This is a genomic window from Amycolatopsis australiensis, from assembly GCF_900119165.1.
GTDB lineage: Bacteria > Actinomycetota > Actinomycetes > Mycobacteriales > Pseudonocardiaceae > Amycolatopsis > Amycolatopsis australiensis.
The window spans coordinates 5,612,279-5,628,778 of record NZ_FPJG01000006.1 but is presented as its reverse complement, the minus strand read 5'-3'; the positions used below and the strand labels follow the sequence as shown (position 1 = coordinate 5,628,778).

14 protein-coding genes are annotated in these 16,500 nt (G+C 73.8%); 5 read left to right on the top strand and 9 right to left on the bottom strand.

Annotated elements, in window-relative coordinates; all coding sequences use genetic code 11:
* The first annotated feature begins 13 nt into the window (after nt 1-13).
* Nucleotides 14-1,747 carry a pyruvate dehydrogenase gene (locus BT341_RS27630; protein WP_072479053.1) on the top strand — a complete coding sequence of 578 codons (1,734 nt, stop codon included), beginning with the start codon at nt 14-16 and terminating at the stop codon, nt 1,745-1,747.
* Between the two features lie 44 nt (nt 1,748-1,791).
* Here BT341_RS27630 and BT341_RS27625 read toward each other — a convergent pair whose 3' ends face one another.
* The 3 genes from BT341_RS27625 to BT341_RS27615 all read right to left on the bottom strand — a co-directional run bounded on the left by BT341_RS27625 (nt 1,792) and on the right by BT341_RS27615 (nt 4,844).
* A complete protein-coding gene (locus tag BT341_RS27625; RefSeq protein WP_072479052.1) occupies nt 1,792-2,028 on the bottom strand; it encodes a hypothetical protein in 237 nt (78 codons plus the stop codon).
* A 15-nt stretch (nt 2,029-2,043) separates the two neighbouring features.
* On the bottom strand, nt 2,044-3,153 hold the full coding sequence (locus BT341_RS27620; protein WP_072482210.1) for an NDMA-dependent alcohol dehydrogenase: 1,110 nt from the start codon (nt 3,151-3,153) through the stop codon (nt 2,044-2,046).
* An 86-nt stretch (nt 3,154-3,239) separates the two neighbouring features.
* On the bottom strand, nt 3,240-4,844 hold the full coding sequence (locus tag BT341_RS27615; protein WP_245805120.1) for a sigma-54-dependent Fis family transcriptional regulator: 1,605 nt from the start codon (nt 4,842-4,844) through the stop codon (nt 3,240-3,242).
* 205 nt (nt 4,845-5,049) lie between these two features.
* Between BT341_RS27615 and BT341_RS27610 the strand changes: the two genes are divergently transcribed.
* Nucleotides 5,050-5,964: a hypothetical protein gene (locus BT341_RS27610; protein WP_072479051.1), complete on the top strand. Its 915-nt coding sequence runs from the start codon at nt 5,050-5,052 to the stop codon at nt 5,962-5,964.
* A gap of 89 nt (nt 5,965-6,053) precedes the next feature.
* Entirely contained in the window at nt 6,054-6,713 is a 660-nt protein-coding gene (locus BT341_RS27605) for an HNH endonuclease family protein (protein WP_072479050.1), read from the top strand.
* Here BT341_RS27605 and BT341_RS27600 read toward each other — a convergent pair.
* Nucleotides 6,710-7,489 (bottom strand): fructosamine kinase family protein, encoded by a 780-nt coding sequence (locus BT341_RS27600; RefSeq protein WP_072479049.1) that lies wholly within the window; start codon nt 7,487-7,489, stop codon nt 6,710-6,712. The genes BT341_RS27605 and BT341_RS27600 overlap by 4 nt on opposite strands.
* Before the next feature lie 47 nt (nt 7,490-7,536).
* Here BT341_RS27600 and BT341_RS27595 point away from each other — a divergent pair, with 47 nt between their 5' ends.
* Nucleotides 7,537-7,893 (top strand): MmcQ/YjbR family DNA-binding protein, encoded by a 357-nt coding sequence (locus BT341_RS27595; protein ID WP_072479048.1) that lies wholly within the window; start codon nt 7,537-7,539, stop codon nt 7,891-7,893.
* A 101-nt stretch (nt 7,894-7,994) separates the two neighbouring features.
* On the opposite strand, the gene BT341_RS27590 is transcribed toward BT341_RS27595, so the two are convergent.
* The 5 genes from BT341_RS27590 to BT341_RS27570 form a co-directional block, all read right to left on the bottom strand.
* A complete protein-coding gene (locus BT341_RS27590; RefSeq protein WP_072479047.1) occupies nt 7,995-10,064 on the bottom strand; it encodes a putative Ig domain-containing protein in 2,070 nt (689 codons plus the stop codon).
* 105 nt (nt 10,065-10,169) lie between these two features.
* Nucleotides 10,170-10,391: a hypothetical protein gene (locus tag BT341_RS27585; RefSeq protein WP_072479046.1), complete on the bottom strand. Its 222-nt coding sequence runs from the start codon at nt 10,389-10,391 to the stop codon at nt 10,170-10,172.
* A gap of 178 nt (nt 10,392-10,569) precedes the next feature.
* On the bottom strand, nt 10,570-12,135 hold the full coding sequence (locus tag BT341_RS27580) for an acyl-CoA synthetase (RefSeq protein ID WP_072479045.1): 1,566 nt from the start codon (nt 12,133-12,135) through the stop codon (nt 10,570-10,572).
* 51 nt (nt 12,136-12,186) lie between these two features.
* The gene (locus tag BT341_RS27575) at nt 12,187-15,162 is read right to left on the bottom strand and encodes an AfsR/SARP family transcriptional regulator (RefSeq protein WP_072479044.1); all 2,976 of its coding nucleotides are present in this window, start codon (nt 15,160-15,162) and stop codon (nt 12,187-12,189) included.
* A gap of 229 nt (nt 15,163-15,391) precedes the next feature.
* The gene (locus BT341_RS27570) at nt 15,392-15,982 is read right to left on the bottom strand and encodes a hypothetical protein (RefSeq protein ID WP_072479043.1); all 591 of its coding nucleotides are present in this window, start codon (nt 15,980-15,982) and stop codon (nt 15,392-15,394) included.
* 50 nt (nt 15,983-16,032) lie between these two features.
* On the opposite strand from BT341_RS27570, the gene BT341_RS27565 reads away from it, so the two are divergent.
* The gene (locus BT341_RS27565) at nt 16,033-16,398 is read left to right on the top strand and encodes a DUF488 domain-containing protein (protein WP_072479042.1); all 366 of its coding nucleotides are present in this window, start codon (nt 16,033-16,035) and stop codon (nt 16,396-16,398) included.
* Nucleotides 16,399-16,500: the final 102 nt, after the last annotated feature.

Sequence of the window (16,500 nt, the reverse complement as noted above, 5' to 3'; positions counted from 1 at the left end):
CGAAGCTGGAGGCATGGCTACCGTGGCAGAACAACTGGTCAGGACGTTGCGGGACGCGGGCGTCGAGCGCATCTACGGCATCGTCGGCGACAGCCTCAACCCGATCGTCGACGCGGTCCGCCGCACCGACGGCATCGACTGGGTGCACGTGCGCCACGAAGAAACCGCCGCCTTCGCCGCGGCCGCCGAAGCGCAGGTCACCGGCAAGCTCGCCGTCTGCGCGGGCAGTTGCGGCCCGGGCAACCTGCACCTGATCAACGGCCTGTTCGACGCCCACCGCTCGGGCGCGCCGGTGCTGGCGATCGCGTCGCACATCCCGTCGAACCAGATCGGCACCGGCTTCTTCCAGGAGACCCACCCGGACCGGCTCTTCGCCGAGTGCAGTCACTTCAGCGAGGTCGTGGCGGACCCGGCCCAGCTGCCGCGGCTGCTGCGTATCGCGACGCAGGCCGCCGTCGGCAAGGGCGGGGTCGCCGTGCTGACCATCCCCGGCGACCTCGCCGACCGCAAGGCCACCGGCCCGCTGACCGAGCGGCTCCCGCTGGTCACGCCGTCGCCCGCCGTGCCGTCGCCCGAGACCGTCCGGGAGCTGGCGGACCTGCTGAACTCGGGCGGGAAGGTGGTGCTCTTCGCCGGCGCGGGCGTCCGCGGCGCGCACGACGAGGTGCTGGCGGTCGCGGAGAAGCTGGCCGCGCCGGTCGGGCACTCGCTCGGCGGCAAGGAGTGGATCCAGTTCGACAACCCGTTCGACGTCGGCATGAGCGGCCTGCTCGGCTACGGCGCCTGCTACGACGCGATGCACGAAGCCGACCGGATCGTGCTGCTGGGCACGGACTTCCCGTACGACAACTTCCTCCCGCAGGCGCGCACGATCCAGATCGACCACGACGCTTCGCGGCTCGGCCGCCGCACGCCGCTGGACCTGGCCGTGCACGGCGACGTCAAGGAGACCCTGCGTGCCTTGCTACCGCTGCTGCGGCCGCGCACCGACCGGGCGTTCCTCGACCGGATGCTGCGGGAACACGTGCGGAAGCTGGAGAAGGTCGTCGGCGCGTACACGACGAAGATCGAGCACCGGCGCCCGATCCACCCGGAGTACGTCGCGTCGGTGCTCGACGACGTCGCCGCCGACGACGCGGTGTTCACCGTCGACACCGGGATGGGCAACGTCTGGGCCGCGCGCTACCTCACCCCGAACGGCCGCCGCCGCGTGCTCGGCTCGTTCCGGCACGGCAGCATGGCCAACGCGCTGCCGCACGCCATCGGCGCGCAGCTCGCGCAGCCGGGCCGCCAGGTCGTGTCGCTCTCGGGCGACGGCGGGCTGGCGATGCTGATGGGCGACCTGCTGACCCTGCCCGCCTACGACGTCCCGGTGAAGGTGGTGGTGTTCAACAACGCCACGCTGGGCATGGTGAAGCTGGAGATGCTCGTCGACGGGCTCCCGGACTTCGGCACCGACCACCCGCCGGTGGACTTCGCGGCGATCGCCGCGGCCTGCGGGGTGTACTCGACCCGCGTCGAGGACCCCGCGGACGTCCGCGGCGCGCTGGAGAAGGCGTTCGCCCACCCCGGTCCCGCGGTCGTCGAGGTGGTCACGGACCCGAACGCGCTGTCCATCCCGCCGCGGATCACCGGCGAGATGGTGCGCGGCTTCGCCCTCGGCGCGACGAAGACGGTCCTCAACGGCGGCGTCGGCAAGATGGTGGACCTGGCGCGCGCCAACCTGCGCAACACCCCGCGGCCGTGAAGGGGAGGTGGCCACCACGGCCCGGTCGTGGTGGCCACCTCCTCTCACGGTTCGGCGACGATGATCCCGGCGGCGGCGAGGCGCTCGAGCGCCGCCACCACCCGGGCCCGGCTCGTCTCGCCGAGGTCCGCGGCGTCGAGGGCGTCGCGGGCCGTGGCGTGCATCGCCAGGTCGCGGACGAAGCGGACCACGTCCGGGGCGCCGGACAGGCACGCGCAGCGGTGGGCGAGTGCCTCGAACGGCTCATGCGGGTTCACCCGGTACGGCGCGTCAAGGTCCACTGTGGACACCGCGGGCTACGCGTGGACGACGACGCCGCGGATGTTCTTGCCGTCACGCAGGTCCTGGTAGCCCTCGTTGACCTGCTCGAGCGAGTACTTGCGGGTCACCAGCTCGTCGAGCTTGAGCTGGCCGGCGTCGTAGAGCCGCAGCAGCCGGACGATGTCGTACTGCGGGTTCGCCGAGCCGAAGAGCGTGCCCTTGACCGTCTTCTCGAACAGCGTCAGCACGCCGCCGGACAGGTGCACGGTGAGCTTCTCGGGGTTGGCGAGGCCGGTGATGACGACCGTGCCGCCCTTGCCGACGACGTTGAACGCGTCGGTGACGACGTCTTCGTCCACCGTGCCGACGGTGATCAGCGCCTGGTCGGCCAGCTGGCCCCAGGTCAGCTCGTTGACCTTCTCGGCGGCTTCGGCGGCCGTGGCGAAGGCGTGCGTGGCACCGAACTTCAGCGCCGTCTCCCGCTTGAACTCGACGGGGTCGACGGCGACGACGTACTTCGCCCCGGCGTGCGCGGCGCCCTGGACGGCGTTGATGCCGATGCCGCCGATGCCGTAGACGACGGTGGTGTCCCCGGCCCGGACGCCGCCGGCGTAGTTGGCGGTGGCCCAGCCGGTCGGGACGCCGCAGCCGACCAGCACGGCCGTCTCCAGCGGCAGCCAGTCGTCGACCTTGACGACCGAGTGCTGCGAGATCGTGGCGCGCTCGGAGAACGTGCCGAGCATGCACATCGCGCCGAAGTCCTGGCCGCCGGCGTGGAAGCGGAACGTGCCGTCGGGCATGTGGCCGTCGAGGATCGTGGCGCCCATGTCGCACAGGTTCTGGCGGCCGGTCGAGCAGTAGCGGCAGGTACCGCAGTTGGGGATGAAGCTGCACACGACGTGGTCGCCGGGCTGTACCTTCGTGACGCCGGCGCCGACCTCCTCGATGATGCCGGCGCCTTCGTGCCCGCCGATGATCGGGAAGCGCGGCACGAGGTCGTTGTCGATGAGGTGCAGATCGGAGTGGCACAACCCGGCGGCGGTGTACTTGATCAGCACCTCGCCGGGGCCGGGGCCGTCGAGGTCCAGTTCCATGATCTCGAACGGCTTCCCGGCGTCGAACAGTACGGCTGCCTTGGTCTTCACGGCCATCTCCTCCACGTGCGGCGGTGGTCCGTCGATTGTGGGGAGCGGCGACGGCGGTGGACTGTCCAAATCCCGGACAGTCCCCGTCAGCGGACCCGCAGGGCGCGCATCCGGTTGTAGAGCGTCGAGCGGCTGATGCCCAGCTGCTTGGCCGCGCGCACCTTGTTGCCGCCGCAGGCCCGCAGGGTCCGGACGATCACGTCGTATTCCGCCTGCTCCCAGCCGCTCAGCGCCCCGCCCGTGGCCGGGTCCAGCGCGAGGTCGGCCGCGGTCAGGTCGCCCGCCGACCGGCGGTCGGCCGCGGCGGCCAGCACCCCGGCCAGCTCGCGCAGATTGCCCGGCCACTGCTGGGAACCCAGCACCTCCAGCGCGCCCGGCGTCAGCCTGAGCGAGCCGCCGGACCGGCGCAACAGCGCGCGGGCGATCGCCGGGATCTCGTCGCGGCGCTCGCGCAGCGGGGGCAGCTCGATCCGCCGGTGCACGCGCGCCGCGAGCGTCGCCTGTTCGCCGCGCAGCTCCGACGGCGGTCCGCTGAGCAGCGCGAACCAGGCCGTCGTCGTGTCCAGCAGCCGGGCCAGGCGGGTGGCGGCCAGCGGCGGCAGCAGCTGGATGCCGTCGATGACGAGGAGCCCGCGCGCGCCCACCGCGGCCTCGACCCGCGCGCACCACCCGGCCGCGCCCGAGACGACTTCGGAGGCGTCGAACTCGTGCAGCGGCTCGTCGCCGGCGACGACGCGGGCCGCCGTGCTGCGGCCGGCGCCGGGTTCGCCGGAGATGAGCACGCGCCGCCGGGCGCGTCCCGCGCTGCGCAGGCGGGCGTCGACGTGGGCGGGGAACAGCGCGCGCGAGGCGCGCGGCCGGGACACGACCGGGCTCGCCGTCCGCACCGGTGCCAGTTCGAACAGCAGCCCGGCGTTCGCCGAAACGGCCTCGACGCGGACTTCGACCGGCGTGCCCGACGTCAGCCGGATCCGGCGCAGCCCCCGCTGCGTGCGGCCCAGCTCCTGCAGCAGCCGGTGGTCGGCGGTGTCGACCAGCTCGGTCGCCGCGGTGTTGGCCAGCACGACGTCCTGGCCGAGCGCCAGCACCGCGCACGCCCGGTGCTGCACCGACTGGAACGCGGCCAGCAGCTGCTGCTCGGCGAGCTTCGCGCCGTCGAGCAGCCGCCGTTCGATGTCGGCGACCGCGCGGCGCAGGAACGGGCCGAGCAGCGGGTTGGCGTCGCCCGCCGGCCCGGTGATGTCGAGGACGCCGGCCAGCCGCCGCGTCGCCGGGTGCACCACCGGATGGCCGTAGCAGGTGAACTGCTTCAAGGCTTCGAGGAAGTGCTCGTCGCCGTCGACCGCGACGCCGCGGCGGGTCTCGAACGGGGTCGCGAGGGCGTTCGTCCCGGTGCGTTCCTCCAGGAACTGGCAGCCGGGCACCGCGCTGATGTTCTCGAGCGCCAGCTCCACCGAGCGTTCGCTGAACCGGCGCGCGACGATCCGGCATTCGTCGTCGGCGAGCACGACGCAGAACCGCGTCCCGGCCAGCTGCCGGGCCAGCTCGTCGAGCACCGGCGAGGCGGCCCGCAGCAGCCGGCTGCGGCTGTCGACGTCGGCGACGTCGAGCCGGTCGACCGACGACGCGGGCGAGAGCCCGGACAGCTCCGCCCGCCGCCACGACTGCGCGATCTCGGTCCGCAGGTCCACTCGCACTCCTCGTCGAGCCGATCGGTGTACCCGGTGGTCCATCATCACACGGACCGGGCGCCTGGAGAACCTCCGCGGCGGATCCGTTGCCGGGCAAGGGTTCCGCCGCTACGGCTACGCACGGTGGTGTCCGACCACTCGTTCGGCTGCTGGGGCGGCGGGCGGTCGGGCTCCTACCGTCGAGGGAGTTTTCCTCGAGGGAGGGGTGACCGGCGTGCTCGTGGCCCTCCAGCGCCCCGGTGAAGCACGGCGCCTGCCCCCGGCGGCGGAGCACGTCGCGGGGCTGCTGCGGTCGTGGGGCCCGGGACCGCAGCACCTGACGGGCCTGGCGCTGGTGGGCGTCACGGTCCCCAGCGGCCGCGGACCCCGGTTCGTGGACGCGCTGGTGTTCACCCGGTACGGGCTGGTGGTGGTCGCGGCCCACGAGCCGGGCACGGCGGAGTGGCCGGAGCCGGAGGAGCGAGCGGGCGCCGGAGTGACGGCCGCGCGGGGAGCACTGGCCGCCCACGACGGCGGCCGGTACGTGACGGGCCTGGTCGCGCTGGTACCGCCGGGCGGGGACGACGCGGCCCGGCCGCCGGTAATCGCCGGCGAGCCGTTCGCGCCGGCCGCGCTCGGGGAGAAGCCGCTTGGACAGATCCCGCGTCTCGGCGCCACGGCCGATGCCGTGGAGGGCGCCGGCGAGCCCGCGCCGCTGCCCCGGGTCGCCGTCGTGCTCGCCGATCCGCGGGGGCTGCGGCGCATCATCGGGCAGCACAACCGGTGGCGCACCGTCTGGTCCGCCGACGACGTGCTCGACGCCTGCTACGCGCTCTCCCTCGCGCACCTCGCGCCACCCCGCGTCGCGCTGCTCGACGATGGCTTTCCCGCGCGTGTTCCCGCGCTCTCGCGGCTGCCGGAACTGCCCGCCGTCGTGCCCGTGCCCGTCGAGCCTCCGCCGTCCGCCGAGCCCGAGACCGACGAGCCCGGTCCGGTTCCGCGCCGGGCTGCCGCGGCCGTGTTCCCGCAGCCGCGGCCGATCCGGATCGTGCCGTGGCGGCTGGTCTTCGTGCTCACCCTGCTCGTCACCGCCGGCGTGATCGCCGCCGTCGTCGTCGGCCAGGTCTTCCACGGCTCTTGACCCGATCGGATCGCGCCAACTAAGCCATCTGCACCGTTTCCCCGCGCCGCCCGCTGGGCACCTCCCGGTCGACGTGAAAGGGGTTCACGATGCCGCGCACCCGAGCGCTCGTCCTGCTCGCCCTCCTCGCGGGCTCCTCGCTCACCGGCTGCAAGCCGGTCGGCGACCTGGCCGCCGGCACCGGCGCACAGCCGGCCGCGACCGCCGCGCCGCCGGTCGCGCCCGCCGAAGCGCGGGCTCGGCTCGCGCAGCTGAAGATCGCCGTGCGCGGCACCATCGACGGCTACAGCCGGGACAAGTTCCCGCACTGGGACAAGGTCGACGGCGCCTGCGACACGCGCGAGGAAGTCCTCAAGCGCGACGGCGAGGACGTGACCACCGATGCCCAGTGCGCTCCGAAGTCCGGCACCTGGGTCAGCCCGTACGACGGCGAGACCTGGCACAAGGCGTCCGATGTGGACATCGACCACCTGGTGCCGCTCGGGCAGGCCTGGCTCAGCGGCGCCAAGGCGTGGACGCAGGAGCGCCGCGAGCAGTTCGCGAACGACCTCGTCCGCCCGCAGCTGCACGCGGTCACCGACAACCTCAACGAGCAGAAGGGCGACAAGGCCCCGGACCAGTGGAAGCCGCCGCTCGTCTCGTACTGGTGCACCTACGCCACCGACTGGATCGTGGTCAAGGCCGATTACGGCCTGACGATCACCGTCCCCGAGAAGACGGCACTGGAGACGATGCTGCAGCGCTGCTAGCCCAGCGTACGGGCCGCCGCCAGCGCCTGGCCGGCGTAGGACTGTCCGAACAGGACGGTGTGGACCAGCAGCGGGAACAGCTGGTGCGCCCCGATCCGGTCCCGCCGGCCGGCGGCGAGCGGCGCCGCTTCGTCGTAGGCGGCGACGACGCGGTCCAGGTGCGGGCAGCCGAACAGGTGCAGCATCGCCAGGTCCGTCTCGCGGTGGCCGCCGTGCGCGGCCGGGTCGATCAGCCAGGCTTCGCGGCCGTCCCACAGCACGTTGCCGTTCCACAGGTCGCCGTGCAGGCGTGCCGGCGGCTCGTCCGACGCCGGGAGCCGGGCACAGGCCCGCTCGAACACCGCCGCTTCGGCAGGACCGAAGGTCCCCGCGTCGACCGCGAGCCGCACGTAGGGCAGGACGCGGTGCTCGGCGTACCACGCTGCCCAGTCGTCACCGGTGACGTTGGCCATCGGCGCGCGGCCGATCCACGCCTGGACGGGCCCGTCCGGCGGCGGCGCGCCGAACGCCGGCGCCCCGGCCGCGTGCAGCCGCGCCAGCCCGCGCCCGAAGCGCTCGGCCGCCGGCGGCGACGGCCGGCCGGCCGGGACGCGGTCGATGACCAGCCGGTCCCGGTCGTGGTGGTGGACGGCGGGCACCCGGACCGCGTCCGCCGCGGCCAGCCAGCGCAGGCCCGCCGCCTCGGCCGCCGCCGCGCCGGGCGCGTGTCCCCGCTTGACCACGACTTCGCGGCCGTCGTCGAGTACGGCTTCGCGGAGATCTCCGGGCTCGCTCATGTCCGGCCACGCTACCGGCGCGCTACGGTATCCGCCGGAGGGATGCGGTGAGTGTGCGGGTGAGCGAGTTCGAACGGGTGCTGGGCGCGCTGGCGGAGGTCCAGCGTGCCGAGGCGCGCGACTACTCGGCGTTCAGCGTGCGGGGCAAGCGGTTCGGCTACTTCTGGCCGCGGACCCGGACCGTCGGCCTCAAGCAGACGATCTCCGAGCAGCTCGCGCTGGTCTCGGAACGGCCGGACGCCTTCGAGGTGCAGTTCACCGCGGGCGGCTTCGGCTGGGTCGTGGCGTACCTGGACGAGATCGAGGCCGACGAGCTGGCCGAACTCGTCTACGAGGCGTGGCGGCTCTCGGCCCCCGAAGAGCTGGTCGCCGAGGTGCCGTTCACCAGGATCGCCCGCGCGTAGCGCGGCCGCGAACCGCGCGCGCGAATCCGAGCGCGTCGCCGCGGAAACGCCGTTCCCCGTCCAGGTCCCCACCGTGGCGGACGTGGACGGGGAACGGGTTCTCAGCCCTCCACGCGGTGCGCGGCCCAGAACGACGTCAGGTCGGTCGACCCGGCCGCCGCCTGCGCCGCGGCCTTGAACTCGGCCGTCGTCGACACGCCGTACCAGTGCGACTGGGCGTACGACTTCAGCAGGTTCGCCATCGCCGTGTCGCCGATCAGCCGCCGCAGGTCGTGCAGGGTGCACTTGCCGTAGTTGTAGACCACCGTGGAATACCGGGACGAGTGCGCGTCCCAGTAGGCCATCGAGTTGGTCAGCTTCTCCGCGCTCGACTGCCACGTGATGCCGCAGCCGCTGCCGGTGATGCCGCGGTAGAGGTCGGTGGCGTAGTCGGTGAAGCTCTCGTCGAGCCACGGCGAGTTGTACTCGTCGTCACCGACGATGCCGTACCACCACTGGTGGGCCAGCTCGTGCGGCAGCGCCGTGGTCGACACCAGGTCCAGCACGAAGCCCGGGTACTCCATGCCGCCGAACCAGAAGTTGTTGTCCAGCACCACGTCCACCTCGCCGTACGGGTAGTCGCCGAAGCGGCCCGAGTGGACGTCGATGGCGTCGGCTGCCAGCGTCAGCATCTGGTTGGCGCTGGTGGTCGAGATCCCGCTGACCGAGTAGACGTTGACCCGCACGCCCTTGCCGGACGTCGTGGTGATCTTCGCGAACGGGCCCGCGGCCCAGGCGAAGTCCCGCACCTTGCTCGCCACCGCGTGCGTGGTGGTCGTGCTGCCGCTGGTCGTCTCGGTCGACGTGCCGGTGGCCGGGGTCAGCAGGGCCGTGGGGTGCACCAGCGTGACGTCGAAGTCGCTGATCACCGTGTAGAACGACTCGCCGTTGTTGGTGTACGGGTCGAGGTGCCAGCCCGCGCCGTCGCGGATCGCCAGCACCGGCAGCGCGTTGCCGATCATGTTGTACGCGCCGTCGTGGCCGAACCGGTCCGCGCCGCTCGGCACGACGATGCTCAGGTCGAACCCGATGGTCGCCGACTGCCCCTGGGCGAGCGGGCCCGGCAGGGTGATCTTCATGGCCGTGCAGTCCACGCTCAGCGCGGCCGGCGTGCCGCCGGTGACGTTCGTGACCGTGATCGGCGTCGACGGGCAGCTGCCGTGGTAGTTGTCCCACAACCGCAGGTAGACCTCGGGCAGCGCGGTCGCCGAGCCGTTGGTGAAGCTGACGCTCTGGTGCCCGGTCCACGTGTCGCCGGCGGTGTTCGACGTCAGGTTGACGGTGTACGCCGGGTTGATCGGGGTGCGGGTCGAGTCGGCGGGGGCCGCCGTGACCGTCCAGGTGAAGGTGGTGCTGCCGCTGTTGCCGGCGGGGTCCTTCGCCGTGACCGTCACCGAGGACGTCCCGGCCGTGGTCGGCGTGCCGGTGATCTTGCCGGTGCCCGCGCCGATCGCCAGGCCCGCGGGCAGGCCGGTGGCGCTGTAGGTGAGCGCGTCGCCCTGCGGGTCGCTCGCCTGGACCTGCAGCGACACGGCCTGGCCGACGGCGGTGGTCTGGGCGCCGGGCGAGGTGACCACCGGTGACTGCGGGTCGGACGTGCCGCTGGTGGTCAGCGAGAAGTCGTCGAGGAGGAAGTCGGTCGCGAGGCTCGAGTCTTCGGTGCCGGTGATCTTGAGCGTGACCGTCTGGCCCAGGTAGCGCGACACGTCCACGCTGCGCTGGACGTACCCGGTGTTCTTGTCGGCGTTCGAGTAGCTCGCGAGGGTGTCGGTACCCACCTGCACGACCAGCTTGTCGTAGGCGGTGCTCGTCGTCTCCTGCGTGTCGATGTGCGCCCACCAGGACAACGTCGCCGACGCGCAGCCGGCGGGCAGCGTCAGCGACTGCGACAGCGTGTCGGTGTGCGTGCTGCCGTAGCCGTCCAGCCACGCGTCCATCGTCCCGCTGTGCGCGGGTTCGGCCGTGGTGGCGGCGGAGATGACCCCGCTGGTCTGGGTCCACGGCGTGGTGCCGTTCTCGAACCCGCCGTTGCCGACGACCTGGTCACCGCAGGCCGCGGCGGCGTGCGCCGGCGCGGCGACGACGACCGTGCCCAGCAGGCCGGCGACGGCCCCGAGCGCAGCAGAAAGCACCCTCGATCTCATGGAGGCAGTCCTTTCCCGGCTCCACCCGTGGGAGCCAGGAAAAGCGTCCTCTGCGGTCCGGGCGCCAACAACCCGCCATGAGTCGGGTTCCGGTCAGGCCTGCTGCAGCACGTTGAGGAGGATGACGAGGAGCACCACGGCGCCGGCCACCGCGACGGCGGCGGACACCGTGCTGCGGATCCACTCCCCGAAGCCCTTGGCGGTGCGGGCGCGGTAGGCGGAGTAGTTGGCGCGCGCCTCGCGGGCGGTGTGGACGCGGGCGCCGACGAACAGCCCCGCGCCGAGGGCGAGGAGGACGGCGAGGAAAACGGACACGAGCGAACCTTTCCGGATCGGGAACCGAGGGACGGCCTCATTCCTAGACCCGACGGACGGCGCGCGCCATGCCTTTCCGATGATTTTCTCCGCGAGACGGCCCGCGGCCACCGCCCGGCGGTCGCGGTACCCGGCGGTATCCGTGGTCTTCCCTGCCGGGTGCGGAGAAATCGGCGGCTCAGCCGTCCGTCGCGAGTCCTTTGTGCCGCTCCCGCAGTTCCCGCTTGACGATCTTCCCACTGGGATTCTTGGGAAGCCGGTCGGCGAACACGACGTACTTCGGGCATTTGTAACCGGCGAGATGTGCCTTGGCGTGGTCGATCACTCGCGCTGCGTCGAGGGTGACGCCTTCGCGCGGCACGACGACCGCGGTGACCGCTTCGATCCAGTGTGGATGGCTGATCCCGAACACGGCGACCTCCGCGACGCCGTCCAGCCGGTAGAGCACCTCCTCGACCTCGCGGCTGGCGACGTTTTCCCCGCCGGTCTTGATCATGTCCTTCTTGCGGTCCACGACGGACAGGTAGCCGTCTTCGTCGACGACACCCAGATCGCCGGAGTGGAACCATCCGGCGCGGAACGCCTCGGCCGTCTTGGCTTCGTCGCGGTAGTAGCCGAGCGTGGCGTGCGGGCTGCGGTGGACGATCTCGCCGATCTGTCCCGGGGCGACCGGGTTGTCCTCGTCGTCGACGATGCGCGTCTCGACGTTGAGCGACGGCCGCCCGGCCGAGCCGGCGCGGGCGAGCTGTTCGTGCGGGCGCAGGATGGTCGCCAGCGGCGCCATTTCCGTCTGGCCGTAGAAGTTCCACAGCGCGACGTCCGGCAGGCGGCGGCTCAGCTCGCGCAGCACCTCGACCGGCATCGCGGAGGCGCCGTAGTAGCCCTTGCGCAGGCTGGACAGGTCGGTCCGGTCGAAGTTTTCGTGCCGCAGCAGGGAAATCCACACCGTCGGCGGCGCGAACAGCTTCGTCGCCCGCTCCCGCTCGACGGCCGCCAGCAGCCGGGCGGGGTCCGGGCCGGGCAGGATCACGCTGGTCGCCCCGAGGTAGACGTCGACGGAGAAGAAGCAGTCGAGCTGGGCGCAGTGGTACAGCGGCAGCGAGTGCACCTCGACGTCGTCGGCGCTCATGCCGCCGTCGATCGCGCACGAGACGTACTGCGCCACGAGCGACCGGCTCGACAGCAGCACGCCCTTGGGCCGCGACTCGGTGCCGGAGGTGTACATGATCCGCAGCGGGTCGTCGTCGGCGACGAGGATGTCCGGCGCTTCGGCGTCCCCTTCGGACAGCCAGGGCGCGATGTCCTCCCACTCGCCGCCGGCGCCGATCCGGCCGCGGACGATCGAACCCAGCGCGGCGAGGTCGAGGGCCTTCCGCGCGGTCGGCTCGAGGGTGTCCTCGGCGACGAACGCGGCCACTTCGGCGTGGCGGAGGATGTAGGCGATCTCCTCGGCGCCGAGCATGAAGTTGACCGGCACGAGCAGCACGCCGAGCTTGGCCGTGGCGAACGCCAGCACGCCGTACTGCCAGCAGTTGTGGCTGAGCAGGGCGAGCCGGTCGCCCTTGCGGAGGCCGCGGGCGGCGAGCGCGTGGGCGCAGCGGTTGGCGGCGGCTTCGAACTCGGCGAAGGTGAGCTTCCGGTCCCCGTCGACGACGGCGAGCTTGCCGGGCAGCCGCAACGTGGTGCGGCGGAGCAGGTCACCCAGGGAGTGCTGACGGGCGCGGTCGACGAGCTGCTGATCCATCCCGGCAGTCTCGGCCGGGGCGCGGCGGCACGCAAGTCTGCCGGAGACTGCTCACGCGGGGAGCTTCCCGAGGAGCCGGGCCGCGCGGTTCTCGAGGGGCCGGTAGCCCGACTGGGCCGCCAGCTTCGCCGCCGCTTCGCCGTGCAGCCGGGCCTGGCCGGTGTCACCCGCCGCGAAAGCCGCTTCCGCCAGGCCCGTCAGCGCCGCGGCCTCGCACCACGCGAAACTCGTCTCCCGGGCGATGTCCCGTGCCGCGGCCAGCGGCTCGGCGGCCGGGCGACCCAGGTGCAGGCACGTCTCACCCAGCGCCGCCAGCGCGGCGGCCTCCGTGCCCCGGTCGCCGATCCGGCGGGTCAGCTCCACCGCCTCGGCGGCGTCGGCGAGGGCGCGCGTGCCGTCGCCGGCCCGGGCCTCGAGGACCGCGCGGCCCGACAGTGCCGCCGCTTCGCCGTACTGGTAGCCCAGTTCCCGGTTGGCCGTCAGCGCCCGCTCGTACAACTCGGCGGCGACGGGGTCGCCCAGGTCCCGGTGGACGTGCGCGAGGTCGACCAGCAGCACCGCGACGCTGAACCGGGCGCCGTCGCGTTCGGCGATCTCCAGCGCGCGGCCGAAGTGGCCCAGCGCCGCGTCGAACTCGCCGACCTGGCCGCACGCGAACCCGAGGTTGGCCAGCGCCATCGTGACGCCGGGGATGGCCAGCTCCTCGCACAGCCGCAACGACTCCTCGCCGCACGCGATGGCCTCGTGCGGGTCGCCGAGCCGCTGGTGGACCGCGCTCAGGTTGTTGAGCGCCGCCGCGCGCCCGGCGGGCCAGTCCGCGGCCAGCCCGGCGTCGAGGACGGTCGTGAGGTGCGTGCGGGCCTCGGCGTACCGGCCGCTGTTGACGCCGGCCAGCGCGATCGACAGCCGCATCGCGGCCTCGGCCTGCCGCGCGCCGGCCGCCTCGGCCGCGGTCAGCGCCGTCGTGGCCGTGTCGATCCACTCCGTGTGGTGGCCGCGGTGGTGGAAGAACGCCCGCAGCGCGTCGGCCAGGTGCCAGGCGTACTCGCGCGGCCCGTGCGCCGCCGCGTGCTCGACGGCGGCGGCGAGGTTCGGCCACTCGGCGTCGAGCCAGGCCAGCGCGTCCTCGGTGCCCGCGAACACCGGCGCCGGTTCCGGCCGCGGCAGCCGCAGGAAGTGCGGGATCAGCCGGCGTCCGGCCGCGTCCGCCGTGGCCAGGTAGTGCTCGAACAGCCGTCGGCGCGCCGCGTCCCGGTCTTCGCGCGTGTCGTCGGCGGCCGCCCGGCCCGCCGCGTAGCTGCGCAGCAGGTCGTGGAACCGGTAGCGCCCGGGCAGGTGCCGCTCGACGAGGTTGGCCGCGGCCAGCGCCTTGAGCTGCTGCCCGGCCCGTCCGTCGGCGACGCCGGCCAGCGTGGCGGCCGCCGGCGCGGTGAACGTCTGGCCCGGCACCAGCGCGAGCCGCCGGAACAGCAGGCGCTGCTCGGCGGGCAGCGCCCGGTACGACACGGCGAACGCGGTCGTGACGGCGCTTTCCTCGGCACCGTCGACGCTCAGGGCCGCCAGGCGATCACCGCCGGCGAGCTCCCGGGTCAGCTCCGCGATGCCGGCCGCCTCACCGGCGGCCAGGTTCGCCGCGGCGAGCCGCAGGGCCAGCGGGAGGTGCCCGCACAGCCGCGCCAGCTCGGCGGCCGCCGCGGGTTCCGCGGCCACCGCGGCCGGGCCGAGCACGGTCTCCAGCAGCTGCCGGGAGTCGGTGGCTGGCAGCACGGACAGCGGCACCGGGCGCGCCCCGGCGCGGGCGATGAGGTCGCCGAGCCGCTGACGGCTGGTGACCAGCACCGTGCCCGACGGCGGCAGCAGCGGCGTCACCTGCGCGCTGTCGCGGGCGTTGTCGAGCAGGACGAGCACGCGGCGGTCGGCCAGCAGGGACCGCCACAGCGCGGTCCGCCCGGCCGGGTCGGGCGGGACGGCGCGCGGGTCCGTGCCGAGGGCCCGCAGCAGCTGCGCCGCCGCGGCCGCCGGGGTGAGCGGCTCGTGGTCGGGGTCGAAGCCGCGCAGGTCGAGGTAGAGCTGGCCGTCCGGGAACCGGTCGCGGACGCGGTGCGCCCACCGCACGGCCAGCGCGGTCTTTCCGACACCCGCGGTGCCGGTGAGCACGCGGATGTCGGGGCCGGGCCCGGGACCCGCGGGCTCGTCGAGCCGGGCCAGCTCGGCGGCCCGGCCGGTGAAGCCGCGGACGTCGTGGGGCAGCTGTGCCGGACGCACCGGCCCGGGCGGCGGCTCCGGCGTCGCGTCCAGAGCCGGGTCGCCGGCGAGGATCGCGGAGTGCAGGCGGGTCAGCTCGGGTGCCGGGTCGAGGCCGAGGCCGGTGGCGAGCCGGGCCCGCAGCTCGCGGTACGCGGCGAGCGCGGCGTCGGTCCGGCCTTCGCGGTGCAGGGCGAGCATGAGCTGGCCGACGAACCGCTGCCGCAGCGGATGCGCGGCGACGAGGGTCGTCAGCTCGGCGAGGACGTCGCGGCCGCGGCCGAGCCGCAGCTGCGCGTCGATGCGGTCTTCGAGGGCGCTCCAGCGCGCTTCGTGCAGACCGGCGAGGAGCCGCTCGGCGACGTCGGCGGGCGCGGTTCCGGCCAGGGCGTCGCCTCGCCAGAGGCCGAGAGCTTCGTCGAGCAACGCGACGGCGGCCTCGTCGCCGGCCTCGCGGGCTCGGCGCACGAGCGCGGTGAAGCGGTGCGCGTCGACCGTCTCCGGGGCCGCCCGCACCACGTATCCGGGGCCTTCGGTGATCAGCTCGGGGCCGTCCGCGGCGCGGAACACCGCGCGCAGCCGCGAGACCAGCGCCTGGACGGTGTTGCGCGCGCTCGCCGGGGGAGCGGTGGGCCAGAGCAGGTCGACGAGGCGGTCGAGCGAGACCGGGCGGCCGGCCTCGAGGAGCAGCACGGCGAGCACCAGCCGTTGCTTGCGGGAGCCGAGGTCGACCGGGGCGCCGTCCGCCGTCGCCTCGACGGCGCCGAGGACGCGGAACTCCACCCGGTCACCTCCGTTCACCCGGCCGGTGCAAGCGTACTGCAAGCGGGGTGCAGCCTTGATCGACGATGCTGGCCGCGCTGGAGGACACCACCCCGACGATGTCCGCGGCCGGCTCGGTCGCCGGTGTTGACCGATGGGTTCGGCTGTCGCTCTCCCGGGCGGCACGAGCTGGGGGTAGGGCCACCTCGGCGACCTCCACCCCCGGTCGCCGCGGTGGCCCTTTGTCCGTTCAGCGGGCGCTGTCGTCGATCTGCACCGGGTAGCCGGCACGCAGGACCGCGATCGTGGCCGGCGGGGTCAGGACCGCGACGGTCCCTGCCCGGGGCAGTTTCCGCCGCCGGCAGTAGCCCTCGGTCGTCCACTCCGTCAAGTGACCGTCGACCACCACTTCCGGGTGACGGTCGCGGAGCACGAAGACGCCGTCCGGCAGGCCGGCCCAGGGAAGCTCGTGCCGGCGGCGGACGTGGGTGCCGCGGACGAGGCGTTCTTCGTGCAGCCGCCGGTTCATCGCGGTCGCCGACGGGCGGCCGGGGAAGGCGTCGCGGTAGGCGGTGTAGGCGGACCGGCGGCACTCACCGCACGGCCGGTGCCCGGCGGCGAACGAGACGGCCTCGTCGTGGAAGTACAGGTGCGTGTAGCGGTTCGGCAGCCACTGCTCGCGCCACCGGTCCTTGAAGGCGAGCGCGCAGGTGATCCACAGGTCGCCGGCGTGGCAGCGGACGATCTCGCGGCCCCGGTGCAGGACGCCGCGGTTGCCGGTCCACGCGCCGCGCAGCGGGATGTCGACGATTTCGCCGGCGGGGGTCACGCGGTTGCGCACCGGTGGCCTCCGGAGTGGCGGCGCGCGCGGACGCACCGCAGAATGCGCGCATGCGGCCGACGGACGTCCGGGTGGCGCGCCTGGCCGACCCGGCCGGGCCCGCCGACGGCGTCCGCGTGCTCGTCGAACGCCTGTGGCCCCGCGGAACGGCCCGCACGCAGCTGGTCCTGGACGGCTGGTACCGCGGGCTGGCCCCGTCGGACGAGCTGCGCACGTGGTACGGCCACGACCCGGACCGCTTCACGGAGTTCGCGCAGCGGTACCGCGCGGAGCTGCGGCAACCGGACCGGCAGGCGGCCTTGGAACGCCTGCGCGAGCTGGCGGCGGGCGGCCCGCTCACGTTGCTGACGGCGAGCGGCTCGCCGGAGATCAGCCAGGCGGCGGTGCTGGCGGCGGTGCTGGCCGGCGAGCAGTGAGGTCCCGCCCGCGGCGGGGGAGCGAAGACCGCTGCGAGGTCCCGGCCCGAGCGACGTCACGACCGCGGCCTGCATGGGCGCTTCGGCTCGCCGGTCACGATC